Source organism: Mycobacterium paraterrae (genome assembly GCF_022430545.2).
Lineage (GTDB): Bacteria > Actinomycetota > Actinomycetes > Mycobacteriales > Mycobacteriaceae > Mycobacterium > Mycobacterium paraterrae.
This window is the reverse complement of record NZ_CP092488.2, coordinates 2164970-2182562: the sequence shown is the minus strand read 5'-3', so window position 1 is coordinate 2182562 and position 17593 is coordinate 2164970. Positions and strand designations below refer to the sequence as shown.

14 protein-coding genes are annotated in these 17593 nt (G+C 64.9%); 3 read left to right on the top strand and 11 right to left on the bottom strand.

Features of this window, described 5'->3' with window-relative positions:
- Positions 1-162: 162 nt before the first annotated feature.
- Both MKK62_RS10410 and istA read right to left on the bottom strand, forming a co-directional pair.
- Entirely contained in the window at positions 163-888 is a 726-nt protein-coding gene (locus MKK62_RS10410; protein ID WP_240263800.1) for an ATP-binding protein, read from the bottom strand.
- 47 nt (positions 889-935) lie between these two features.
- A complete protein-coding gene (istA, locus tag MKK62_RS10405) occupies positions 936-2453 on the bottom strand; it encodes an IS21 family transposase (RefSeq protein ID WP_240258325.1) in 1518 nt (505 codons plus the stop codon).
- Between the two features lie 216 nt (positions 2454-2669).
- Between istA and MKK62_RS10400 the strand changes: the two genes are divergently transcribed.
- Together MKK62_RS10400 and qcrB are read left to right on the top strand one after the other, a co-directional pair.
- Positions 2670-2924: a YdeI/OmpD-associated family protein gene (locus MKK62_RS10400; protein WP_240264218.1), complete on the top strand. Its 255-nt coding sequence runs from the start codon at positions 2670-2672 to the stop codon at positions 2922-2924.
- Positions 2925-3037: 113 nt separating this feature from the next.
- Complete coding sequence (gene qcrB, locus MKK62_RS10395; RefSeq protein WP_240261148.1) at positions 3038-4615, top strand: cytochrome bc1 complex cytochrome b subunit; 1578 nt, start codon at positions 3038-3040, stop codon at positions 4613-4615.
- On the opposite strand, the gene MKK62_RS10390 is transcribed toward qcrB, so the two are convergent.
- Genes MKK62_RS10390 through MKK62_RS10380 form a run of 3 tightly spaced genes read right to left on the bottom strand, consistent with a single transcriptional unit; the run spans position 4612 to position 8366 of the window.
- Positions 4612-5739 (bottom strand): LLM class flavin-dependent oxidoreductase, encoded by a 1128-nt coding sequence (locus tag MKK62_RS10390; RefSeq protein ID WP_240261149.1) that lies wholly within the window; start codon positions 5737-5739, stop codon positions 4612-4614. The two genes, qcrB and MKK62_RS10390, sit on opposite strands and share 4 nt — an antisense overlap.
- A gap of 2 nt (positions 5740-5741) precedes the next feature.
- Positions 5742-7136: an NtaA/DmoA family FMN-dependent monooxygenase gene (locus MKK62_RS10385; protein WP_240261150.1), complete on the bottom strand. Its 1395-nt coding sequence runs from the start codon at positions 7134-7136 to the stop codon at positions 5742-5744.
- Positions 7137-7160: 24 nt separating this feature from the next.
- Positions 7161-8366, bottom strand: a complete 1206-nt coding sequence (locus MKK62_RS10380; RefSeq protein ID WP_240261151.1) for an LLM class flavin-dependent oxidoreductase — start codon at positions 8364-8366, stop codon at positions 7161-7163.
- Between the two features lie 252 nt (positions 8367-8618).
- On the opposite strand from MKK62_RS10380, the gene MKK62_RS10375 reads away from it, so the two are divergent.
- Positions 8619-9836 (top strand): GNAT family N-acetyltransferase, encoded by a 1218-nt coding sequence (locus MKK62_RS10375; protein WP_240261152.1) that lies wholly within the window; start codon positions 8619-8621, stop codon positions 9834-9836.
- A 10-nt stretch (positions 9837-9846) separates the two neighbouring features.
- Here the strand turns inward: MKK62_RS10375 and MKK62_RS10370 are convergent, their stop codons facing one another.
- The 6 genes from MKK62_RS10370 to MKK62_RS10345 all read right to left on the bottom strand — a co-directional run bounded on the left by MKK62_RS10370 (position 9847) and on the right by MKK62_RS10345 (position 17539).
- Positions 9847-10881, bottom strand: coding sequence for a ketopantoate reductase family protein (locus MKK62_RS10370; protein ID WP_240261153.1), 1035 nt, complete (start codon positions 10879-10881; stop codon positions 9847-9849).
- A 36-nt stretch (positions 10882-10917) separates the two neighbouring features.
- The gene (locus MKK62_RS10365; RefSeq protein ID WP_240261154.1) at positions 10918-12720 is read right to left on the bottom strand and encodes a SulP family inorganic anion transporter; all 1803 of its coding nucleotides are present in this window, start codon (positions 12718-12720) and stop codon (positions 10918-10920) included.
- The gene (locus MKK62_RS10360) at positions 12717-13823 is read right to left on the bottom strand and encodes a sulfate ABC transporter substrate-binding protein (RefSeq protein WP_240261155.1); all 1107 of its coding nucleotides are present in this window, start codon (positions 13821-13823) and stop codon (positions 12717-12719) included. The genes MKK62_RS10365 and MKK62_RS10360 overlap by 4 nt, the downstream gene beginning before the upstream one ends.
- A gap of 177 nt (positions 13824-14000) precedes the next feature.
- The gene (locus MKK62_RS10355) at positions 14001-15587 is read right to left on the bottom strand and encodes an MFS transporter (RefSeq protein WP_240261156.1); all 1587 of its coding nucleotides are present in this window, start codon (positions 15585-15587) and stop codon (positions 14001-14003) included.
- A gap of 157 nt (positions 15588-15744) precedes the next feature.
- Positions 15745-16506 carry an SDR family NAD(P)-dependent oxidoreductase gene (locus tag MKK62_RS10350; RefSeq protein WP_240261157.1) on the bottom strand — a complete coding sequence of 254 codons (762 nt, stop codon included), beginning with the start codon at positions 16504-16506 and terminating at the stop codon, positions 15745-15747.
- A gap of 100 nt (positions 16507-16606) precedes the next feature.
- The gene (locus MKK62_RS10345) at positions 16607-17539 is read right to left on the bottom strand and encodes a TauD/TfdA dioxygenase family protein (RefSeq protein WP_240261158.1); all 933 of its coding nucleotides are present in this window, start codon (positions 17537-17539) and stop codon (positions 16607-16609) included.
- Positions 17540-17593 lie beyond the last annotated feature (54 nt).

The window sequence follows — 17593 nt, the reverse complement described above, 5'->3', positions numbered from 1 at the left end:
ACGTGGCGATATGACTCGCAGCCCGGTGCCCTGTCAATGGACAGCTGAAACTGCCCGTGGGCGGACATGAGAACTGCCCGTAGGTGGCCAATAAGAACTGCCCAGTGGCGGACACGAATCTGCCCATTAGGGTGTGTCCGCCACCGGTGGTTGAGGCCGTTGTCAGCTCAAGGGTTTGACTCCCTTCCCGTGCAGGGCTTGGGCCAGCCGCACGGAGTCTCCGCTGGTCTGGCACAGGTGCGCGTGATGCAGCAGCCGGTCCACGGTGGCAGTCGCCAACGTCTTGGGCATCAGCTCATCGAAACCACTGGGGTGCAGGTTCGATGAGATCGCCACCGAGCGCCGTTCATAGGCGGCCTCGACGATGCGGTAGAGCCCTTCAGCGGCATCGGCACCGACGGGCAACAGTCCAACGTCGTCAATCACCACGAGCTCGGCACGCACGATCTTGGCCACGGCCTTGCCCAACGAATCGTCAGCGCGGTGCGCCCGAACCAGGACCCCGATCTGCTCGAGGGTGAACCACGCCACCGGCATCCCGGCTTCGATGACCTTCTGCCCCAACGCTTCGAGGAAGAACGTCTTGCCGGTGCCAGCGGGCCCGCAGACCACCAGGTTCTCCCGACGACCCACCCACTCCAGGGTCTGTAGCGCCTGCTGGGTCGGTAACGGGATCGACGACGCATTGGGGTCCCACACGTCGAATGTCTTCCCGGTCGGGAAGCCGGCGGCTTTGCGGCGGGCGGCCAGCATGGACCGGGCCCGGCCGGCGGACTCCTCGGTCAGCAGCGCTTTGATCACCTCGGTGGGGTCCCAGCGTTGAGCTCGGGCAGTGGCCAGCACGTCGGCGGCGATCGCGCGGGCGTGCGGCAACCGCAGCCCACGCATCAGCGCTTCGACGTCGGCGGGTAGCGACGCGGTGGTCGTGGTGGTAGTCACGCGATGCCTGCCTCGTCAGCGTCGATAACGTTGCGGCCGAATAAGTTCCACCCACTGGTTCCTTGCGCCAGGGAGGTGTCTTCGTCGGCGCCGCGGCGAGTGGTGTCCATGCCCTTGCTGGCGAGGATGGAATCAAGGTCACCGGTGGCGAAGCGACCGTGCACGCCAGCATGCCCGAGCGCCCAGTCGACATCGGCGCGGCCGGTTAACGCCGACAGTTCCACCGCGTGGGCCATCTTCTGCAGGATCCGTTCGGTGCCGACGGCGGCGGCTTCTTTGAGCCACACCGCCGCACCCGGCCCCAGCGCCAGGAAGGTCTGCTCACTGACAGTGCGGGCCCGCACCCGGTAATCACCGGGCACCTTGTCCCGATGCTCAGGGAAGTGGTCATCGTTGATGGCGGGACTACCGGGGGCGGCGCGGCGATGCCGCGCCACCTCCACCGGGCCGCCGCCATCAAGAGCGCAGATCACCACCTCATCGGTGCCGTCGTGGTCACGGATCCACACTGTCTGGCCCAGAAGAGTTGCGGGCAGCGAGTATTGGCAGTGGTCGAAGGTGACCATCGGGGTGTTGTCGGGAACCCGGCGGGTCACCCCCAACGCGGCGGTGTGGGGCAGGTCAGGAACCGCGTGCAGGGCCGGGCGTTCCTGAATGAGCATCTCGGCCGGCCGGCGTCCCGTGATCCGGTGCACGCGGGCGTTGATCTCGGTGGTGAAACCGGCGCATGCGGCTTCGACGTCGGCGAACGAGTCGTACTGCGGCAGGAGGTTGGTCTCAGTAGGCACGATGTCGGCTTTGGCGAGCTTCACCGCGTTCTCCACCCCACCCTTGGTGGCTGGGTCGGCGGGTTCACACGTCAGCACCGAAAGGCCGTAGTAGCGGCCGAAGGTGACCGCGGCCCGGTTGCGGACCGGAACTCCGGCGATGTGTCCAGTGGTGACGGTCTTCTCGTTGTCGGTGAGCAGGTAGGTCGGAGCACCACCGACGATGCGAAAGATGCGGTCCAGGCCGGCGAAGACACTGGGTGCGGTGCGGTCCCGCAAAGCCACCACGACGCGGTAGCGGCTCCACGCCAGCCACGCCACGAGCAGCACGATCTTGCGGCCGGCGACAAGGGGGCCGTCGGCGAAGTCGTACTGTAGCCACAGTCCTGGCTCGGTGATCCAGGGCCGGTGCACGCGTGTATTGCCAAGGCGCCATTGCGCTTTGATCTCCGCCAACGAACGGCGGGTGGTGCGGTCGGTGCCGGTGTAGCCCAACGCCACCAGCTTGTCGTGGGCTTTGTCGCCGCGGATCTTGCCCTTCGAATCAGCGACCCAGGTTTCCAGCAGGTCGCGCCAATCATCGATCATCCGGGCCCGCCGCGTGGCCGGGGGCAGCCCAGCGTTGCGATCCTCGACCGCTTTCTTCACGGTGTGGTGCGAGCACCCACACAGCTCGGCCGCGGCGCGGTAGGACCCGGTCAGGTCGTAGGCATTGAGTATTTCCATGAGTTCTCCGTCAGACTTCAAGTAGGTCTCTCCTGGGGTTGTCGGGTCGACTAGGCATCGACATCGAAACCGCAGGAGAGGCCGCCCCAGCGCAGACGCGCCGAACGACATCAAGTAGGTCTGGGCAGATTCATGGCCGCCTGCGGGCACTTTCGTATCCGCCGGTGGGCAGTTCTTATTGGCCGCGAACGGGCACTTTCATGTCCGCCAGTGGGCAGTTTTTCATGTCCGCCGACAGTGCCCGGCGGAGTGGTGCACAAGCTTCCGGACGACCTGCGTACAGCGCTTCTGACCAATCCGACGGCACTGGCCGCATGGAAAGACATCACGCCGTTGGCGCGCAACGAGTTCATCTGCTGGGTGGACGACGCCAAGCAGGAAAAGACCCGGGAGCGTCGGATCCACCGAACCCAGGAAGAACTCGAAGAGGGCATGCGCCGGCCGTGTTGCTGGCCGGGCTGCAAGCACCGCGAGCGCAACGGCAAGGCCTGACTCAAGTCCTTTACGACCATCCGAATTAGTACTACGCTGCGTGGTACTACACACGATAGTAGATGCTCGGCTGATCGCAGAGCTGCGGCTTCAGCCGTGAGGGGATGGTTGCCATGGACCTCCGACCGGCAGACACCGTATTGCGCGCGGGCCATGAAATCGACGCGAGATACCACCCCTCCGCGAGCGTGCGACGCGCCCTCAACAAGGTCTTCCCCACGCACTGGTCGTTCCTGCTCGGTGAAATCGCCCTGTACAGCTTCGTTGTCTTGCTGATCACCGGCGTCTACCTGACGCTGTTCTTCGATCCGTCGATGACAGACGTCACCTACCACGGGGTGTATCAGCCGTTGCGCGGCGTCCCGATGTCACGCGCTTACGAGTCGGCGCTCAACATCTCCTTCGAGGTGCGCGGCGGCTTGTTCGTCCGCCAGGTTCATCATTGGGCCGCGCTGCTGTTCGCCGCCTCGATCATGGTCCACCTGGCGCGGGTCTTCTTCACCGGCGCCTTCCGCCGCCCGCGCGAAGCCAATTGGGTGATCGGCTCGCTGCTGCTGATCCTGGCCATGTTCGAGGGTTACTTCGGCTACTCGTTGCCCGACGACCTGCTGTCCGGAATCGGTCTGCGCTGCGCTCTGTCGTCGATCATGCTGGGATTCCCCGTGATTGGCACTTGGCTTCATTGGGCCTTTTTCGGCGGCGACTTTCCCGGCACCACGCTGATTCCGCGGCTGTACGCGCTCCACGTATTGGTTCTACCGGCGATCATCCTCGCGCTGATCGGAGCGCACCTGCTGATGGTGTGGTTCCAGAAGCACACTCAGTTTGCCGGTCCGAGACGCACAGAACACAACGTCGTCGGCGTGCGCGTCATGCCGGTCTTCGCGGTGAAATCCGGGGCCTTCTTTGCGCTGACCACCGCCGTACTCGGCTTGACGGGCGGGGTGTTGCAGATCAATCCGATCTGGAACCTGGGGCCTTACAAGCCCTCTCAGGTGTCAGCGGGCTCTCAGCCCGACTTCTACATGATGTGGACCGAAGGCCTGCAGCGATTGTGGCCGGCGTGGGAGATCTACCTCGGTCATCACACGGTGCCCGCCGCCGTCGGGGCTGCGATGATCATGGGCATCGTGTTCGTGCTGTTGATCTTCTATCCGTTCCTGGAGAGACGTTTTAGCGGCGACCACGCTCATCACAACCTGCTTCAACGTCCGCGCGACGTGCCGGTGCGCACCGCCATCGGTGCGATGGCTATTGCGTTCTACTCGATCCTGACCCTCGGAGCGATGAACGACGTCATTGCGCTGAAGTTCCACATCTCGCTCAACGCGACGACCTGGATCGGACGGATCGGGATGGTCGTGTTGCCGGTGACCGTCTACTTCGTCACCTACCGGTGGTGCATCGGCCTACAGCGCAGCGACCGAGCAATCCTTCGGCACGGCATCGAGACCGGCATCATCACACGCCTGCCGCACGGCGCCTACATCGAGATACACCAGCCACTGGGCCCACTTCCACTGGAATATCGAGGCGCGCCGGTGCCGACCACGATGAACAAGCTCGGCTCCGGCGGCTCACCCGGGTCCGGCAGCTTCCTACACGCGGATCCCGCCGACCAGGACGCCGCGCTCACCGAGGCCCGTCACGCCCAGGAGCGCAGAGTGCTCAGCGCATTGCGAAGTAGCTAGCGGCGTGCCCACTCGTCGGCGAGCAGGCGGTAGGAATGCACCCGATCGCGGTGATCGTGGGTAATCGTGGTGATGATGAGCTCGTCTGCCTCCGTCGCGTCGCGTAAACGCTCGAGCTGATCGGCCACTTTGCTTGCGGTTCCGACGAATTGAGTATCCACGCGATCAGCCACCAGCTGCCGATCCGATTCGCTCCAGGGGTGCCGCCGCGTTTCAGCCGGCGTCGGGAACGGGATGGCGCCTTCACCGGTCCGGATGCTGCGTACCCATAACCCATAGCCGGTCGCCAGTTCACGGGCAGTAGCCTCGTCATCCGCCACCACGACGTCGGCCGAGACCGCGACGTAGGGCCGGTCGAGTTCGGCCGACGGTCTGAACGCGGCCCGGTAGCCGTCAGCGGCCTCGAGAACGGTCGCGGGAGCGACGTGGTAATTGGCGGCGAATCGTAATCCCCTGTGGCCGGCCACGATCGCGCTCTCGCCGCCGCTGCTGCCCAGAATCCAGACCTGAAGGTCGGCGCCCGCTCCAGGCACGACGTGGGCCTCGAGACCGTCCGCCGACTGATACTTGTCGGCGATCAGCGCCAGCACGTCGTCGACTTGTTCGGTGTAGTCCTGCGATTCGGCACCGGGTAACTGCAGCAGCGCCTTGTGTAAGCCGAAACGCGGGGAGCTCAGCAACGGTCGGATGTCGAACCGCGGCGGTATCCGCAATCCATTTGCGGTGTGGCCGTTGGTCACCGGCCGAGGCGACGTCGGTGCGGTCGTCGCCGGTTCACGCGGCTTGCCTCCCGAGCGTCCCAAGCCGAGGTCGAACCGTCCCGGATACAGCGCGTCGAGCAGCCCGAATTCCTCCACGGTCGACAGCGCGGTGCGGTGGCCCATCTGCACGGCTCCCGAGCCGAGCCGGATGGTCGAGGTGTGGCTCGCGGTCAAAGCGAGCACGACGGCGGGCGACGTGCCGGCGACACCCGGATTGAGATGATGCTCGGCGAACCAATAGCGGCTGTACCCAAGGCTTTCGGCGTGCTGAGCCAGGTCGATGCTGTTGTGCAGCGCTGCAGTGGCATTGGATCCCGAGGAGATCGGAACGAGGTCCAAAACCCCTAAGTGTGTCGTCGCCACGGCTACGACGCCACCTCGGTCGCGGTGTCCGAGCCGCGATGCGCGCCCGGTGTCGGCACCGGAGCAAGGCCGAGGTGGTCGCGCAAGGTGGTGCCCGCGTAGTCCGCCCGGAAGACGCCGCGCTCTTGTAGCAACGGCACGACCTGGTCGACGAACGGGTCAAGCCCGCCCGGGGTGATGTGTGGGACGAGGATGAAGCCGTCGCTGGCGTCGGCCTGTACGAAATCGTTGATAGTCGTCGCGATGGTCTGCGCTGACCCAATGAAAGATTGGCGCCCGAGGACTTCGATGATCAGCTCGCGGGTGGTCAGGTTTTCAGCTTCCGCCTTGGCTCGCCATTCGTTGGCGATCGCGAGCGAATCCTTGAACATGCGCACGCTGGCCCGCCCCCGAGAAATGGTGTTCTCGCCTTCCAGAGGGTCGATGCTGGGCAGTGGGCCATCGGGATCGTGATCGGAGAGGTCGCGATTCCACAGCTGTTCCAGGAATTTGATCGCCGTCTGCGGCGACACCTGCGCCAGGCGTACTTCGTGAGCCAAGTCCTCGGCTTCGGCATCGGTGTCACCGATGACGAACGATGCTGCGGGCAAGATGAGCAGCTCGTCGCGGCGGCGGCCGTAGCGCACCAGACGGCCTTTGACGTCTTGGTAGAAGGCTTGTCCGGCTTGCAAGGTGCTGTGCCGGGAGAAGATGGCATCGGCCGAGGACGCCGCGAAGTCTCTGCCCTGGTCGGAGTCGCCCGCCTGGAAGATCACGGGCCGCCCCTGCGGACTCCTGGGCACGTTGAACCGGCCGTGGATGTCGAAGTGATCGTCGTGGTGCTCGAATTCGCCGGCGTGGGGGGTGCTCAGAAAGGTGCCGGAGTCTTTGTCGGCCACAATCTCGTCACCGCGCCACGAGTCGAACAGCTCCTGCGCGGTCCGCAAGAACGTCCGGGCCCGCTCGTAGCGCTGGTCTTCGGCCAAGAATCCACCGCGGCGAAAGTTCTCGCCGGTGAATGCATCCCACGACGTCACGACGTTCCACGCCGCACGGCCGCCCGAAAGATGGTCCAGCGAGGCGAATTGGCGTGCGACTTCGTACGGCTCGTTGAAGGTTGAGTTGATCGTGCCGGTCAGGCCGAGACGGTCAGTCACCGCTGCCAGTGCGGCCAGCACGGTGAAAGTGTCGGGTCGCCCGACCACGTCGAGGTCGTAGATACGGCCGTTCTGTTCGCGCAGCCGCAACCCTTCGGCGAGAAACAGGAAGTCGAATTTGCCGCGTTCGGCGGTCTGCGCGAACCGGGAAAAAGAACTGAAGTCGATGTGGCTGCCGGCGGCGGGATCGCTCCATACGGTCGTGTTGTTCACACCGGGGAAGTGCGCCGCGAGATGAATTTGCTTGACGGGCTTGCTCATTGGAGTAGATCTTTCATCGACGGGTCACGTGAGTGCGTAACGATTGACGGGCCGGGGCAGGCCCAGCAGTCCACGCAATGTGTCGGCCTGGTACCCCGCGCGGAACAGGCCGCGCCGTTGCAGTTCCGGCACCAACCCGTCGGTGATCTGGAGCAGGTCATGCGGAAGCGAGGCCGGTCGCAGCCGGAATCCGGTCAGGCCCGCCTCCTGCCATTGCTGCAGCAGATCGGCCAACTCAGCCGGTGTGCCGACGAAAATGTGTGCATCACTGCGGTATTCAGCGCCAGCCAGTTCGTCGAGCCGGCGCTGTCGCGATCGGGCAGACGCGGCATCCGCGTCCAAGAACACCACCACGTCGCCGAAGAGGTGGACGGTATCGCCTTCTCGTCCGGCGGCACGCCTTAGCCCCTCGACTTCGACAGCAATGTCCGCGGCCTGGGCGGCGTCGTGCGGCGTCACGTATCCGACGTCGGCCTTCGACGCGATGAGCCGATAACCGTTGGTGTCGTGACCGAGCGACGCCACGATCGGCTGGCCCTGCGGCGGACGCGGGGTGATCGACGGTCCCTTGACCGAAAACCACCGGCCTTCGAAATCGATGTAGTGCAGCTTGTCGCGGTCGATGAAACGTCCGGTGGCGACGTCACGAATCTCGGCGTCGTCTTCCCAGCTGTCCCACAGCCGGCGCAGCACCTCGACGAAATCTGCCGTCTCCGCGAAGTATTCGTCAATCTGTCGCTGCAGTTCCGGGTTCGCGCTGACGTCGCCCGACAGTCGTGGCAACCGGCGCCGCCCGAAGTGGTCGGCCACGTCGGGACGTGCCGATATCTGCACACGCACACCGGCACGCCCACTGCTGACGTAGTCGAGCGTCGCGATCGACTTGGACACATGAAAGGGTTCGGTATGGGTCACCGTCGCAGTGGGAATGACCCCGATTCCGTTGGTCCGCGGCGCGATTCGCGCTGCGATGAGCACGGCATCCAATCGTCCGCGCACGCGATCTGTCCGATCGTCGGGAGCGTGTGGGTCATCCGACTGCATTCCGAGCGAATCCTCGAAGGTGACGAAGTCGAGCAGCCCGCGCTCGGCCTGCGCGACGAGGTCTGCCCAGTAGCCCGCGTCGAACAACGCGCGCGGCCGAGCATCGATTTCGCGCCAGGCCGCCGGATGCCAACCGGCACCATCCAGCGCCACGGCCAGGTGGATGGGTGTCGACGAATCTGCCATCCGCGTCCGCCTTTCTTACGGATCGAATTCCTCAATCAGCAACACGGGCGGTGCGCTCATTCCGGCGCGAGCCCGCACGCGCGTGGGCAACTCTCCTGATCAAAACTCTCATGACGCGACTCGGCCCGGGTTGACGTGCGCATTCACCTCGCGGGATATCAGCAGTCGGAGCCCAGATGAGTCTTGAAATCACCGGGATTGGAAGCGGGGCCCGACGACAATTGATCCACTCCGGCACGACATGATGACGGAGTGACCACCGAAATCCGCGTGCTCGTCAGCGACGACGACCTCGTGGCCGCGGCGAACGTGTTCCGCACCGCCATGATCGGGTTCCCCCGTCTGGCCGACCTTGCCGCGGGCCAGATCGCTCAACTCCTCGAACCCGGACGCACCATCGGCGCATTCGTCGACGGGCAACTGGTCGGCACCGCCGATGCCGTAACCAGCCACCTCACCCTGCCGGGCGGCAACATCGTCAGCCACGCCGCCGTAACGCACGTCGGAGTGTTGCCGTCGTTCACCCGTCGAGGCGTCGCCACCGATCTCATGCGTCACCAATTGCATGACTTCGCGGCGCGCGGCGAGGCGGTCGCGACGCTGAGGGCGTCCGAAGCGACCATCTACGAGCGGTACGGCTACGGAGTGGCGAGCATGTCGCGGACCGTCGAGGTACACACGGCCCGCGCCGCGCTACGTCCCAACATCCCGGCGGGCGAGCAGGTCCGACTTCTGGAACCCGGCGACGTCTGGGATACGCTGCCGCGGATCTACACCGACAACCGGCCGGCACGGCCGGGAACCATCGACCGGCCCGACGTGTGGTGGAAGAGCGCCCGGCTGCGCACCGAATCTGGTTCCGGCCCTTGGTACGTCGCGGTGCACGGCACGCCGGGATCAGAGACCGGATTCGTCCGCTATCGCCCGACCGACATCGACACGTGGTTCGTCAGCGACCAGCGGACCATCGTAGTGGAAGACTTCTTCGCACCCGACCGGGATTCCTACCTCGGTCTGCTGCGCTTTCTTCTCGGGCTCGACTTGATCGACCGCGTGGTGTTCTGGATGCTTCCGGTCGACGACCCGCTGCCGTGGCTGCTGGTCGATCGGCGGGCAGCGAAGGTGACCGCCACCAATGACGAAACGTGGCTACGCATCGTCGACGTTCAAAAGACGTTGGCTGCAAGGCGATACGTGGATGCCGATGCGGTCACCATCGCCGTCGACGACCCACTGTTGCCGGTCAATTCGCTCACCGTGACGGTGAGCGGCGATGGTGCCGAACCTACCGACCGGCCTCCGCAATTGCATGTCGGGGTGGCGGGACTCGCCGCGGTCTTGCTCGGCGGCGCGACATGGCACAGCCTGGCGATCGCCGGCTTGGTCCGCGCCGAGGGCCCGGCCCAACTGGCGGCCGCCGATCGACTGTTCGCGGCGCACCCGGCCCCGCACGCCGGCTTCTTCTTCTAGCGGTTGTCGGTCACTTCAACCCGAGCAGATCGGCAAGCTGGGCCGCCGAATACTGGCCTGGCCCAGCGTGAGTGCGGACCGTTTCGCGTGCCAGACGCGCCACGGTGCTGTTCAGCGGGGCGGCGATCCCGTGTTGATGCGCGATCCGGACGATTTCACCGTTGAAGTAGTCGGTCTCGACGTCGCCGGTGTTGCGACTCAGCGATTGCCACGTGGAGTTGCCGGCCCCGGTGTCCACACCGGGCACCGGCCGTGGCGTCGGCCCGTCGACCCGCGCCGCGGTGGAAACCTCGAAAGAGACGAAATCGATTCCCGCGTCACGCAATACCGCTTCCGCTTCGGCCTGCAGCGCAGCTACGATCCGGCCGAGGTCACCGTCTTGCGAAGCCAGCGCCCCCACCGCGTTACCCAGATTGCTGATCAGTTTGTTGTACTTCCAGGGAGCGATGTCGTCGACGACGTTGATCCGGACTCCTGCTGACGTCCATGCCGCGTTCACGTCCTGCAGGACGTCGTCATCGGAGTCGGAACTGAGGCCGACTGGCCAGCGCCCCACGTGAAACTGGCCGACGACCGGCCACGACCGGACAATGACCTCACCCGCGGTCAAATGCACGGCGGGCAGCCAGACACAGACACCGTACACCCGCCGGAAATAACGCAGCGATTTGTCCTCGGCCACAACGCCGTTCAGTGCGGTCAGCGCCGGCAGCAGCTCGCCGGCGGTGCCCAGGACTCCCTCCGGGCCGTGGACCGGTTGGTCGACCCACTGTTGCAGCGCCACGTCCAGTTGCTGGGTCTTGGTGGTGAACACGAGCACGTCGTCAGGAGTCAGCCGCACCTCGGCGGCGTCGGACACCGCAGCAACCGGGGTCTGGAACGTACCGTCGGGTGTGCGAAGGGTCAGGCCGTTGGCCGCCAGCGTCTCGGCGTGCGGCCCACGGGCGACCAGCACAGTCGCTACGCCGGCCCGCGTCAACACTCCGCCGACAGTGCCGCCGATTGCACCCGCCCCGACGATCACATAGCGTCGGCCGGAACTCATTGGGCGAGTTTACTTATGCGGACCGCCGGGCCGGTCTCAGACCAAGTAGTAGTAATGCTTGCGGTCTCCGTTGGTGGCGATCGCCTCCGTCGGCACCTTGTCGCCGGATTCGTCGAACCCCCGCAGGGCGTGCGCGTAGCGGACGGCCTTCAGCGTCGCCGAGAACTCCTCCTCCTCCTCGGGGAACACGCGGTCAGACGGGAACCACTTGTCGAAGCCGACGTTGGTAAGCAGCGTCCACAGGTCGTCTTGCACGCCGGCCAGCAACACCACGACGCCGCGGTCGGTCTCGTCGCGCACGAACTTGTCGATCCGCTGGATCACGACCGCGTCCGGGTGGCGGACCCGCTTGACGCGCAGCACAAGGTATTTGATGTCGTCGTTTTTGATCCGCGCCGCGAGGTCGTCGAGGTAGCGCTCGAGTTCGGGTGCGGCACCGAAGAACAGCTCGCCCTCGAAGTCGTAGATCAGCGTCGACGGATCGGCGGGATCTCCCGGCACTCGCTCGCGGACGACCCGCTCGGGCGCTACCACGAGTTCCCTGGCCTTCAGCTTGGCCGCCCGCGGCACGAACAACAGGATCGACAGCGCGACGCCGAGCAGCACTGCCGTGTCCAGGTCGACGAATATTCCGGTGAGCGCCGTGATCAACACCAGACCGGCGTCGTAACGGGATGCCTTGATGGCGTAGCTGAGCCGCTTGATGTCGATCAGGCGGGCGGCGGTGATCAGCAGCAGGCCGGCCAGCGCGGCCCGGGGCATGTAGTGCAGCAGCGGCGCGAACAGCAGCACGATGACCGCCACACCGATGGATGCGATCACCCCGGAAAATCGCGTCACCGCGCCGGCCTGGTAGTTGATCGGCGAACGGGTCACCGAGCCCGAGCCGGGCACAGCCTGGAAGAAGCCGCCGGTCAGGTTGCCGAGACCCTCGGCGAGGATCTGTCGGTTGTAGTCGATCTTCTGTCCACTCTCGTAGGCGATCGCTTTGGCGATCGAGAGCGCTTCGAGCAGACCGATGAACGCGATAGCCAAGGCGCCCGGGGCCAGTTGACCGACCTCGCCGAGTTGCACCGAGGGGATATGCGCGTGCGGCAGGCTCTGCGGAATCTTCGCCGTCAGCGTGATCGCGGTTTTGCCAGTGTGGTCTTCGGTCGCCCAGCCGGCCGCATAGGCAATAAGCGCAGCGAAGATCAACGTTGCCAGAAGGTCGATTTGGGGCAGGCCAAAGCGTTTCACCAACCGCCGCAATACAACCGCAAGCACGATGGTTGCCACGGCGACGATCAGCGCGCGGTAGTTGTACGCCTCACCATGGAACAGCGTGAGGTAGGTCCGTTTCAGCACTGACTGCCGGCCGTTGCCCTGGTCCTTGACGCCCAGCGCATTGCCCAACTGGCCCAAAGCGATCAGGACGGCGGCGGACAAGATGAAGCCGAGGATCACCGATTCGGAGATGTAGCGGGTCAGATCACCGAGTTTGAACACCGCGATCAGGATCTGGAAGGTGCCGACCAGAACGCCCAGCAAGAACAACGCCTCGAACAACCTCGTCCGGTTCTCCGGGTCGATGAACGCCAGCGTGCTGAACACCAGCAGCGAAATCGCGCTTGTCGGGCCGTTCACCAGGTGCGCCGACGACTGGAAAACCGAGGCGACAAAGGTCACCACGATTGCCGAGTACACACCGAATTTCGGGTCGACGCCGGCCACCAATGCGTACGTGATGCCCTGGGGCAGCGAGACGGCCGCGACGGTCAACCCGGCGATCAGGTCTCTGCGCGCCTTGGTTCCGTCGTAATTCAGGTTTTTCAGATTGTCGATCAGGCTCAGGCTCATGGAGTCGTCTTTCGGGTGTGTGCCGACGCGACCCGGGCCGGAGCCGAAGAGACCACGTCGTAGATGCCGTTACTGCCGAAGAATTTCTCCTGCGCGTCGTACCAGCTCTTGGCCACCGCGGTGATCGGAAAGAGGTTGATCGCGGGCAGCCGGTCCTTGTGCTTGGCCAAGATCTCCGGCTTGAGCGGGCGGTAGCCGTATTTCGCGACGGTCTCCTGCGCGGCATCGGTGTACAGATACTCCAGATACGCCTTGGCGTAGGACGCCATCTTCTTGTCCTTGAGGTTTGCATCGACCCACGCGACCGCGGGTTCGGCGAGGATGCTGGTTGGCGGGTAGACGATCTCGAACTCGTCTTTGTTCTCCGCCACCTCTCGCAGCGCCTCGTTCTCCCATGTCAGATGGACGTCACCAATCTTTTCCACCGAGTAGGAGATCGCGGCGCTGCGGGCGCCCGGGTCGGCGACCTTGACGTGGCTCAGTAGCGCTCTCAAGTAATCGGAGGCCTCTTGTTCACTGCCGCCGCGCGTCGTGACCGACCCCCAGGCGGCCAGAACGCTCAGCTTCCCGTTGCCGGACGTCCGCGGATCAGGGTTGACGATCTCGACGTCATCCTTGATCAAGTCCGGCCAGTCGTGGATACCGAGCGGGTTGTCCTTGTGGACGACGAACACGATCGTCGACGTGTAGGGGACCGAGTGATTCGGCAGTCGCTTCTGCCAGTCGGGGGCTATCAGTCCGCGTTTGCGAAGGGCGTCGACATCACTCGGCAACGCGAGCGAGACCACATCGGCTTTCTCGTGACCCTTGATGACTTCCGATGCCTGCCGACCCGAACCGCCATGGGACTGCTTGACTTCCACCGTCACCCCGGTCCGCCGCCTGAAATCGTCGACGAATGTCTTGTCGAGCGCCGCGTAGAGCTCACGGGTGGGGTCGTAGGAGACGTTGAGGATCTGGTTCGGGAAGGTGTCGTGACGCGCGTTGTGAAACCAGATCAGGCCGGCGGCCACGACGATGGCGCTCAGGCCGAGGACGTTCAGCGGCGCCACCGAGGAGAGCGCCCTGCGCCACCGCGGAGGTTGATGGATGGGTTCTGTCATTGCCGTTTCCCTTACCGGTAACCGGAAGTCGTCAAAAGTTGCCGGCCGTCGGCGACTGGATTGGGCGAGCGTAGCCATTACGCCCGGTCACCACAGCCGTGTAAATCAGCCTGATTGCAACGGAATGCGGGACAAAACGTTTGCCATCGCGGTCCGGGCTCTGCCCGAAAGCACCGCCTAGTGAGACCGCCGCCGAGCCAACAGGTGGCGGACCGGTCGCAACTGCTGGTCGTCGCGACCGGGCGCCCACAACCCGATCAGCACAGCGCTGACCGCAACGAGGATGGCGAGGACCAGCAGCGACGAATGCATGGCGTCGATGAAGGCCGTCTTGCTGGCTGCCGCCAGTCGAGCCCCGACGGGACCGAGTCGCCGCGACACTTCCAGCGCTTGCTCGAGTGACGTCGATGCGGCGTCGCCCACCGGTTTCGGAAAGCCAGTCAGGTTGGGTGCCAGCGCTTTCGAGTAATGGCCGGCCAACATCGACCCGGCCAGCGCGATGCCGAGCGCGGCACCGATCTCGCGGCTGGCGTCGTTGACCGCCGATGCCACACCCTGCTTGTCGTCAGGGGCGGTGGTCATGATGACCGATGTCGTCGGCGCTGTGCACAGCCCAATGCCGATACTCATCACCAACATCGGCCACGCCGCGCGCCAGTAGGGCGACCCCACCTTGATGCCGAGCATGCACAAACAACCGGTTGCGATCAGCAGGAGCCCACTGACGACAACAGCGCGCAGGCCGAGTCGGGGCAGATACCAGAAGGACAGCACCGAAAGCACCAGCATCGGGCCGATGACCGGGCTGAGCGCCAGTGCGGTCTTATTGGGGCTGTAACCCAGGATCATCTGCATGTACTGCATGAGCAGGAACAAGAACCCGAACATCGACAAGAAGAACACAGTGATGGTGGCGGCGCCGGTGGCGAATGCGGGTACCGCGAACAGGCGCACATCCAACAGGGGAAAGCGTTGGCGCACTTCGACGAAGCCGAATGCCACGCTCAATAACAAGCCGACGGTGATGCTGACGACTACCAACGGATGGGTCCACCCGTGCGCAGGTGCCTCGAGGATGCCGAACACGAGTGTCGCCACCGCTCCCCCGATGACCGCCGCGCCGCGCCAGTCGAGCGGATGGGTGTCCGTCTCGCGTGAGCTTGCGATGGTCAGGGCCAACAGGAAGATCGCCGCCGCCGCACCGGCAAACGCCCAGAAGATCGAGTGCCAAGACCAAAAGTTCAGCAGGGCACCGGATCCGAGCATCCCGATGACGGCTCCCGACCCGGCGACACCGGCCCAGATGCCTACCGCCTTATTGCGCTGGTCCTTGGGGTGCGCTGCGGTGATCAACGACAACGTCGCGGGCATGATCAGCGCCGCGCCTCCGCCGGCGACGCCACGGGAGACGATGACGACCAGAGGATCGGACGTCACCGCGGCGACCAATGACGCGGCGCCGAAGACGGCCAGGCCGACCAGCATCGCGCCGCGCCGGCCGAACCGGTCTCCGATTGCACCGGCCGGCAACAGCAGGCAGGCCAACACCAGGGTGTAGCAGTCCACGATCCAGGTGAGTTGGGTTTGACTCGCCCCAGTGGCGATCGCAATGTCGGGCAGCGCGGTATTCAGGGCCACCATCGAGGCGATCACCAGCAGCACACCGAAGCACGCCACGGTCAGCAGCCAGAGTCGGGCCCGCGGTGTCAGGCCGGCGAGTGCGAAGTCACTGCCGGGATGCGGGTCGACCAACGCCTCGACCAAACGAACGCCCTCCGCCCATTGCGTTGCGAGATTGACAGCCCCCTGGGAAACGAGACTATCAGTCTCGTTTGACACCGGCCAGCCGCTCAGGCCGGGGCCGGCCCGACCAAGCCGACAGCGTCTTCGCCGGTATCGTCAATCTGCTCGCGCAGTGAGGTCAGACCTGGTTGAAGCCGCCGTCGGCATCGACCGTCGACCCGGTGATGAAGCTGGATAGCTCGCTCGCCAGAAACACTGCGGCGTTGGCGATTTCGATGGGCTCGGCGAATCGACCGAGTGGAATCGTCGAGATGCGACCGGCCCGAAACTCGTCGATGCTCACGTTGGGGTTGGTCTGGGCGGCCAGGTTATCGCTACCCGGGGTCGCGGTCGAACCCGGGACGAGCACGTTCACCCGGATGCCCCGATCGGCAAGTTCGTTGGCCCAGGCGCGGGCGAGCGATCGCACGGCCGCCTTCGACGCGGCGTAGACACTCAGTCCCGGCCGCCCGCGGTCGGCGGTGGTGGAGCCGATCAGGATCACCGAGGCACCATCGTTCAACAGCGGCAGCGCCTTCTGCACGGTGTACACCACGCCCTTGACGTTGGTGGTCAGCACCGTGTCGAGGTCGTCGTCGCTGATGTCGCCCAGCCGGGCGACCCTCGTCAACCCGGCATTCGCCACCACGACATCGAGGCGGTTTCCGGCAGCGGCGACCTGCGCATAGAGCCGGTCAAGGTCGCCGGGTACGCCTACGTCTGCGGGTATCGCAACCGCGCGCGGCCCCAATCGCTCTGCCGCAGACTGCAGTTCGGGCTGTCTACGCGCGGTGATGAAGACCCGCTCGGCGCCCTCGGCGATGAATCGCTCGGCGGCGGCCAGGCCGATGCCGGAGTTGGCACCGGTGACGACGGCAGTCTTGTGGTCGAGCAGTCCCATCGGGTAATAGCCTTCAGTTTTGCCCGTGAGAGTGCAAGTAGCGACATCCGTTCTCGCGAAACGGCTAGCCAGCCGCACTCTCGCTGTCGAGAAGTGCCGATCAGGCGACAAGCCGTTTGGGCGTGTCCACGATCGAGTAGTCACTGGCATCGCCAGCGACCGCCCGGCTGCGCTCGCCGCTGACGCTCACCGGAATGTCACCCGCGAGAGTGATGCGGCGCATTGCGCGGTGCTGTGTGCCGTAATCGGAGACTGCGTAGTGCTGTGTCGCGCGGTTGTCCCACATCGCGACGTCGCCGGGCTCCCAGCTCCACCGAATCGTGTTCTCCAACCAAGTGATCCGGTCTTGGAAGATGCGGAAGAGCGCTTGGGACTCCGAGCCGTTGACCCCCAGAATCGCTTTGACGAAATTGCCGAGCAGCAGAGAACGTTCGCCCGTCTCCGGGTGCACCCTTACCACCGGATGATGGGTCTCGTAGTGAGTCGAGTGAAACTCGTTCGCGTATTTCAGGATGGCCTCGGGGTCGGCTTCCAGCGCCGCCAGCTTCGCGGGATCGACTTGTGCGTAGTCGAAAGCGTTGTTGTGCATCGCCCACAGGTTGTCTGCCAGCTGTTGCAGTGGCGGCGGCAACTGCTGATATGCGGACACAGTGGACGCCCACGTCGTGGTGCCGCCATATGCCGGCAATTCGACGGCTCGCAGGATCGACGCTTTCGGCGGCCGATCGACGAACGTGACATCGGTGTGCCATTGGTTGGCGCCACCGCCGCCGATGGAGTCCAGTCGCATCACGCGGCTGCCGTCGAATTTCAACGTCGGATGCGGGGTCGTGGGGACGCCCAGGCTCTCGGCGAAGGCGTACTGCGAGTCATCGTCGAGGTGCGTCTGGCCGCGGAAGAACACCACCTTGTGGGTGAGCAGCGCCGCGTTGACGGCGTCCGCGGTCTCGGCGTCGAGTTCGCCAAGGCGTATCCCGTCGATGCGGGCCCCGATGTTCTCGCCCAGTTTCACCACACGAAGCTCACTGCTCACGACTGCTCCCTTTCGACATTTCCGGTGTAGGCGGCTGTCTACATCGATCGTTGT